The organism is Clostridium tarantellae (assembly GCF_009295725.1).
Classification (GTDB): Bacteria; Bacillota; Clostridia; order Clostridiales; family Clostridiaceae; genus Sarcina; species Sarcina tarantellae.
In genome coordinates, this window is the sequence record NZ_WHJC01000187.1 from 1 (window position 1) to 6,812 (window position 6,812).

Annotated in this window: 4 protein-coding genes; all 4 read right to left on the bottom strand. The window is 24.2% G+C overall.

Going from position 1 to position 6,812, the window contains the following annotated elements; genetic code table 11:
• Nucleotides 1-3,442, bottom strand: a 3,442-nt coding sequence (locus GBZ86_RS11030; RefSeq protein WP_170272219.1) for a helicase-related protein, incomplete at its 3' end; no start/stop codon positions are given.
• An 8-nt stretch (nucleotides 3,443-3,450) separates the two neighbouring features.
• The gene (locus GBZ86_RS18725; protein ID WP_170272220.1) at nucleotides 3,451-3,819 is read right to left on the bottom strand and encodes a TnpV protein; all 369 of its coding nucleotides are present in this window, start codon (nucleotides 3,817-3,819) and stop codon (nucleotides 3,451-3,453) included.
• Nucleotides 3,820-4,663: 844 nt separating this feature from the next.
• Nucleotides 4,664-5,509, bottom strand: coding sequence for a coiled-coil domain-containing protein (locus GBZ86_RS11035; protein ID WP_152890639.1), 846 nt, complete (start codon nucleotides 5,507-5,509; stop codon nucleotides 4,664-4,666).
• 63 nt (nucleotides 5,510-5,572) lie between these two features.
• On the bottom strand, nucleotides 5,573-6,739 hold the full coding sequence (locus tag GBZ86_RS11040) for a C40 family peptidase (RefSeq protein ID WP_234885157.1): 1,167 nt from the start codon (nucleotides 6,737-6,739) through the stop codon (nucleotides 5,573-5,575).
• Nucleotides 6,740-6,812 lie beyond the last annotated feature (73 nt).

Here is a 6,812-nt window from a genome sequence, read left to right on the forward strand (position 1 = left end):
GTATAATAATATATTTTTTATCTTCATTAAAAGATTTTTTACCAAATAAATTAAAACCATAGATATTCCCTAAAGAAATTTCTTTATTTGAAATGTTTAAAAATTTATCATTAAGAGTTTTTCCAGCTTCCTCTCTTTTAACAAATGATTCCCCCTTAATATTAATTGAAAATTTTTCACTTTTATTATTATTTCTAGTTTCAATATCCTTTAAAATATAATTTATTTTAATTTTTTCATCATTAATTAAATTAGGATACTTAAAATTAACATTTTCTTTCATTAGCTTTTTTTTATCTTCATATAAACTCTTTAATCTTTGCAAATTAGCTATTTCATTGTCTATTATACTTTTATCTTTAATTAATGGATTTTTTGTTACTACTGCTTTAACTTCAGCATAAGATAAAGCTGTTTCATCAACAATTTCACAACTTCTATCTTTTACTTTCCCAGTCATAACCTGTGAAATAAATTTCTGCTTTGATTCAACAATTTGCCATAAATAAGCATCAAAAGTATCTTTAGTGGCATACCTATAAATCTTAACCTTTTTATTTATATTACCAGGTCTTAAAATCCTTCCTTCCCTTTGCTCTATATCAGTGGGTCTGTAAGGACAATCTAAATGATGGAGAGAAACTAATCTATCTTGTATATTAGTTCCAGTTCCCATTTTAGCAGTACTTCCTATAATTATTCTCTTTTTACCCTGTCTTACTTCTTCAAATAATTCTTCTTCTTTCCCTTTTTTAGCATCATGTATGAAACAAATTTCTTTTTCCTTTATGCCTTTTTTAATTAATTCTTCCTTTACAAAATCATAAACTGAAAAACTACCATCCCCTTTAGGTATTCCAATATCACAAAATACTACTTGAGTACCTTTTATATAATGAGAATTTATATAATCTGAATAAATAAGGTCTATGCACTGATTAAGTTTAGAACCCGTATAATCTTTATGGTTTTTATCTAATAACCTAGCATCTGTGCTTAATAGTCTAGCTTCATTTATTATTTTAAGCATGTTATCTTCTGTAGGATGTACTTCTTTATTCTTTATTCTTTCAGCTCTTTCTCCAAATTCTTTCATTTTATTTTTTATAAATTCATTTGATTCAGCAGCTACTATAATATATTCTCCATTTTCTAATTCTGGACGAGGTAAATTTAGCATTTCAGATGTTTTAATATCTGCTGTTTGAGCAAATAAGGTTACTAATTCAGGTACATTACAAAATTTATTAAATTTATTTTTAACTCTATAATTATTACCATCTGGAGCTATTTCTAAGGTAGATACTACCTCTCCAAAATTTGCAGCCCAAGCATCAAAAGTATATATATTTCTATCTTTTAATTCATTATTTTGTAAAAATCTTTGCATTATATACATTTCTGCCATAGAATTTGAAATAGGTGTACCAGTAGCAAAAACTATGCCTCTGCTTTCATTTAATTTTTGCATATACTTACATTTAAAAAGCATCTCCATAGCTTTATCAGAACTTTTATTAGTTAATCCCCCAATATTTGTAGCTATCTTAGTTTTAATAGGAGCATTCTTAAACTCATGAGCTTCATCTATAAATATATTATCTACACCTAAATTATCAAAAATTAAACTACTATCCTGTGTAATTTTATCTAATTTCTTTAAATCCTTAGTAAGGTTTTTTTTATGTTTTTCAATTTCATCTATATAAATTCTACTTAAAGATTTATTTATACAATCATTTATAAAATCTTCTACCTCATTTAATTCATCTTGTAATAATTCCTTTCTTGCTTTAATAGAAAGAGGTATTTTTTGAAAATCCTTATGCGCAATAATTATAGCATCATAACTTCCATTTTTAATTCTTTCATTAAACTTTTCTCTATTTTCTTTATTAAAATTTTTATCATTAACTACTAAAATATTCGCTGAAGGATATAATCTAAAAAAATCTGATGCTATCTGATTTGTTAAATGATTAGGTACTACTAACATATTCTTTTTTGCTAGCCCTAATCTTTTAAGTTCCATACAGCTTGTAATCATTTCAAAGGTTTTTCCTGCTCCAACACAGTGAGCTAATAAAGAATTTCCACCATATATCACTCTAGCAACTGCATTTTTTTGATGCTCTTTAAGTTTTATTTCTGGATTCATCCCTGGAAAATTCAAATGTGAACCGTTATATTCTCTTGCTCTAATATTATTAAATATTTCATTATATATTTTTTCATACTTTTCTATTCTTTCAGAATCTTTAAATATCCAATTTTTAAATTCTTTCTTTATTAAATTTTGTTTCTCTCTTGCTAACATAGTTTCTTTTTCATTATTATCTATGGTAATAACTTTTAAATTTAAAGTTTCTTCAATAATTTCATAGGCATTTTTAGTTGCTGTCCCAAAAATTTCATTAACTTTTGTGGAGTTAAACATCCTATTTATACTTGTTAACATCCATTCTGCATTAAATTTATTATAACGTGCTTGAATTGAAAAGCCTATGTTTTCATCCTCTCTTTGATATCTTATAGGGGTATCTAATAATTCATATATAAACTTTTCTATATCCCTTTCGTCTATCCAGTTAGCTCCAAGTTTTACATCTATTTCATCTAATTTTATATATTGAGGTTGTACCATTTCTAAAAATTCAATATTAGTAAAAACTTTAGATATATCTTCATTAAATTTATTTGACTTTGCAAATTCATATGCACTTTGTAACTTACCCCTAACATTTCCACTTAAATATTCTTCTTTTGTTTCCCATCCCTTTGATAGATCTTTTTCATCATATTTTTCTGGATTAATAAATATTTTATTTTTTAATTCACTTATAATCTCTTTAAAGTCTTTATTATATATACTTTCCATAAAAGCTAAGTCAATTTTTCCCTTTTCATTTAAACTAGCACTTAATGCGTCACTAGCATTATAAACTATACTTATCTTTTCTATTTTACTTATATTTCTTTTATTAAACATTGCAGATTTTTCTGTAATTCCATTAACATTCTTTATTTCTAGAGAACATATTAAAGGTAAATCATCATCCTTCATAAAAACTCTTTTATTTTTATCAGAATTTAAAGGACCAAAGACTTTAACAAAATTATCATATACTCCATTAAGAACTTTTTGCTTTTCTATTAGCTGTTCATCAGTACATCCTTTAAGTTGAATATTTATTATTTCTCTTGTTATATTTCTAATTTCATCCATACCTTTAATTTTAGAAATTTTTTTACCTTTTTCTTCTACTTTTTCTATAACTCCATCTTTTATAAAAAACAACTCATCATTAATAATTTTAAAAGTATTATTTCTAAAGTTTGTATTGGAATTAATTTTATTTAATGATTTAGAATCTAATTCATTTTCTAAATTTTTTTCATCTTTAGATAAAAAAATGGAACCATTATCTTTTAATGGCTCCATTGAATTATTTAATGAACTTGATAAACTATTTCCTTCAACACTATTTCTTCTGCTACCATTCTCATTTGCAATCTTTTCCTGTAGCTCTCCATGAAGTCGTATGGATCTTCTATTGGATCCTTCTCTAACATTTCCTCTGTTAATCTTTCCACCATTTGATAGGCTCTCTCGTCCACTTGGTGTACCACCTTCATTAGTTCTCCAGTCCCTACTAGTATATTGAATCTCACTGGATGATATTCTTTCATATAAGCAAAAGCTGCTTGACCATATTTCCCTAAAAGCATTTTGTCGTATTTCTCCTCGTTGGATATTTGAATTTCTGGATAAAGTATCCCATCCTTCTCTATGTAATTCCAATTCTGATGTTGTTTCATTTTTATCTCTCCTTTTTTCTATATTATTATTTAAATCATTAATTTTATTTAGTTCAAACTCTAAGTCCTTTAATATACTATTTGACATATTAAAGGATATAGTTGATAAAGAAACTGAAAGATTAAAATCATTAAAATTTTTAATTTTTTTGAAATTATTATTATTTTCAATACCACATCTTATATTTACTATATATTTAATACTTTCAAGCATAATTTCAATAAAATCTTCTCTTAGTTCTTCAGTAGAAATTTCTTTATTTATAAATTTTAATTGTTCTATATTTTCATTAACTTTATTATGAACTAAATTATCAACTAATTCATTTAAATTATTACCTTTTAAATTATACTTTTCATTTAAAATTTTAATTAAGCTCTCTTTTGTATCTTCATTTTCTAAATTCCATGCTTCTAAAATATATTTATCTAAGGCATTAGTATCTACTATATCAATTAAACTTTTTATTGTAATACTATTTTTATTAGAATCAAATACAGAAATACTCCTTGCCCCTTCATTAATAGAAACATTTAATTTTTTATTCCATGTTTCAACATCCATTACTAAAGTAGCCTTAGGATTTTGTTCATAAATTAATATTAAATTATTAAAATCCTCATTGTACATTTTTGAAACAAATTCACAAAATTTTCTCCACTCTTTTTCATTACTTGTTATAAGGTTAATTATTTTATTATAATTTTCTCTTAATTGTTTTACTGTAGCCATTTATTTTCACTCCATTAATTTTTGTAGCTATAATTATTTTTAAAACTTTATAAGAAATTAATTTACATAAAATTAAAATTTATTTTCTTTATAAAGTTTTAATAGTTTAATTTAATTAGTTAAATCAAACTTCTTTTCTTCTAACTTTTCAACTTTTCTTTTTAATTCATCTTTATTAATATTTAATTTTTCTATTTCTTTTTTTATAGTTTCAATACTAGTATTTAAAGAAGTTATACTTCCTTCTGTAGAAGCTACTTCAGTTTCTGTTTGATATTTTTTATCCTTTTCAATATTATTTATTTTATCTTTTAAATTTTGTATAAATAAATTTTTTTCTTTAATGTTTTCTTCTATTATTTCAACTTTAGTTTTTATTTCTTTAATATCTTGTTCAATAATTTCTATCATATAATTTTCTTTACTTTTTTCAGATAATTTATTATTTATATGAATATCTCTTATATCTGAATAAAACTTAACCATATTTCCGCTAGATGAGTTTATAGTTTCATCTATTACTGTTAATGAAACTGCTGACCACTTTTTAGGTAAATAAGTATATACTATATAATCAGTATTACTTATCTTTACTAAATTTGAATTAATAACTTCTAAGGGATTAGATTTTTCTCTAATTTCAACTTTAAAATTATTTTCATTTATTAAATCAGTATTTTCAACTTTAAAATTTAATTGAATTAAACCATTATTAGGATTAAACTGCCTATTAGTTAGTTCAATACCATTACTATTTATATACATTTTTTTATTTAATTCAGTACTCATTAAACTAAACTCTTTATTAAAAATCATATTAGATGTTAAAAAAAATATAATACCTATTACAAAAATTCCACAAAAAATATAATATGGCAAAGACCCTATTTTATTAAATCTATACTTTAATTCTTCAACTTTAATATTTACTTTTTCTTTTAACTCTATAGTCTCCATAAAAAATCTCCTAAATTTATTTATATTATTATTTGTTTTAATAAAATTTAAATATTATAAAAATTAAACTACTCTTCTAATTTTTTTATTAAAGTTGTTTTTCCAATAAGCTTCATTTAAACTATCTATCCATACTCCCTTAGAAGGACCATCATGTAAAAATTTATCTTCACCCAAGTAAATAGCTACATGTCCATCTATTGTGTATGTATCAAAAAAAATAATATCTCCTCTTTGCATTTGCTCTACTGGAACTTCTTTGCCCATTTTAACTAATGAAAATGTAACTACATTTTCCCTTGCTCCAAGCTCTATACCTGCATTTGAAAAAGCATAATGTACAAATGAACTACAATCAAATCTTCCTGCATCAACATCTTCCTGAGTTCTTCCACCACCCCAAACATAGGGTGATTTTCCAACCCATTGCATCCCTGCATTTATTGCTTTCTCTACTGTTTCATTATCACTTTCTTCAATGTCTTCACCAATCAATCCAGTATCTCTAAATTCTATAGCATATTTAAAAACTTTATTTGGATAATCAAATTGAGCATTATCTAAATCTACAGTCATACCATATTTGGGTCCACCATTATAACAAGCAAAAATTCTCCTAAGTAACTCACTAAACTCTTCATTACTTTTAGGAGAATTCCAATTAATTAAATTCATATTTTCATTAGAATTATAATTTAATTTATTTACAATCTCTTTATGAAATAAAACATAATTTGTATAATATCTTATTTCATAAGCACCAGCTAAAATTTGGGCTTTAGGATCATTTAAAAATATTTCCCACATTTCTTCTGAATTTAAAAATTTATATCCTGCTTTTTTATATTCTTCTCCAAGACCTAAATTTATTAAATAAGCCCATAAATCTTTTCCGGTTAAAATATCTATTTTTTGTATTTGCATAATCCCATATGCACCACCATACTCAGTATTAGCATTAAAATTACTTTCTTGCTTAGCTACAGCAGCTAAACACCAATTAGGTATATTAAATTGTGCAGAAGCCTCATTGAAATAAGGAACAAACTCTAATGGAACTCCTAAAGTTCCTATATCTGTAATTAATCCATTATTGTTACTAATAGCTTTTGTTGATTGATAGCAAATTCCTATTATGCTAATAAAAATCATAAACATAATTATAAAAACTATATTAAAAACAACTGCTCCTTTTAATATTCTTTTTAATAATTTTTTTTCCTTATACAATACCTGTCCTCACTTTTATGGTCAATATAATTATTTAAAATCTATTTATCACATTATATTTATTAATTTATAT

Coding starts and splice junctions, on each gene's coding strand:
- GBZ86_RS18725 (WP_170272220.1), bottom strand. CDS start 3,819: ATGAAACAACATCAGAATTGGAATTACATAGAGAAGGATGGGATACTT.
- GBZ86_RS11035 (WP_152890639.1), bottom strand. CDS start 5,509: ATGGAGACTATAGAGTTAAAAGAAAAAGTAAATATTAAAGTTGAAGAA.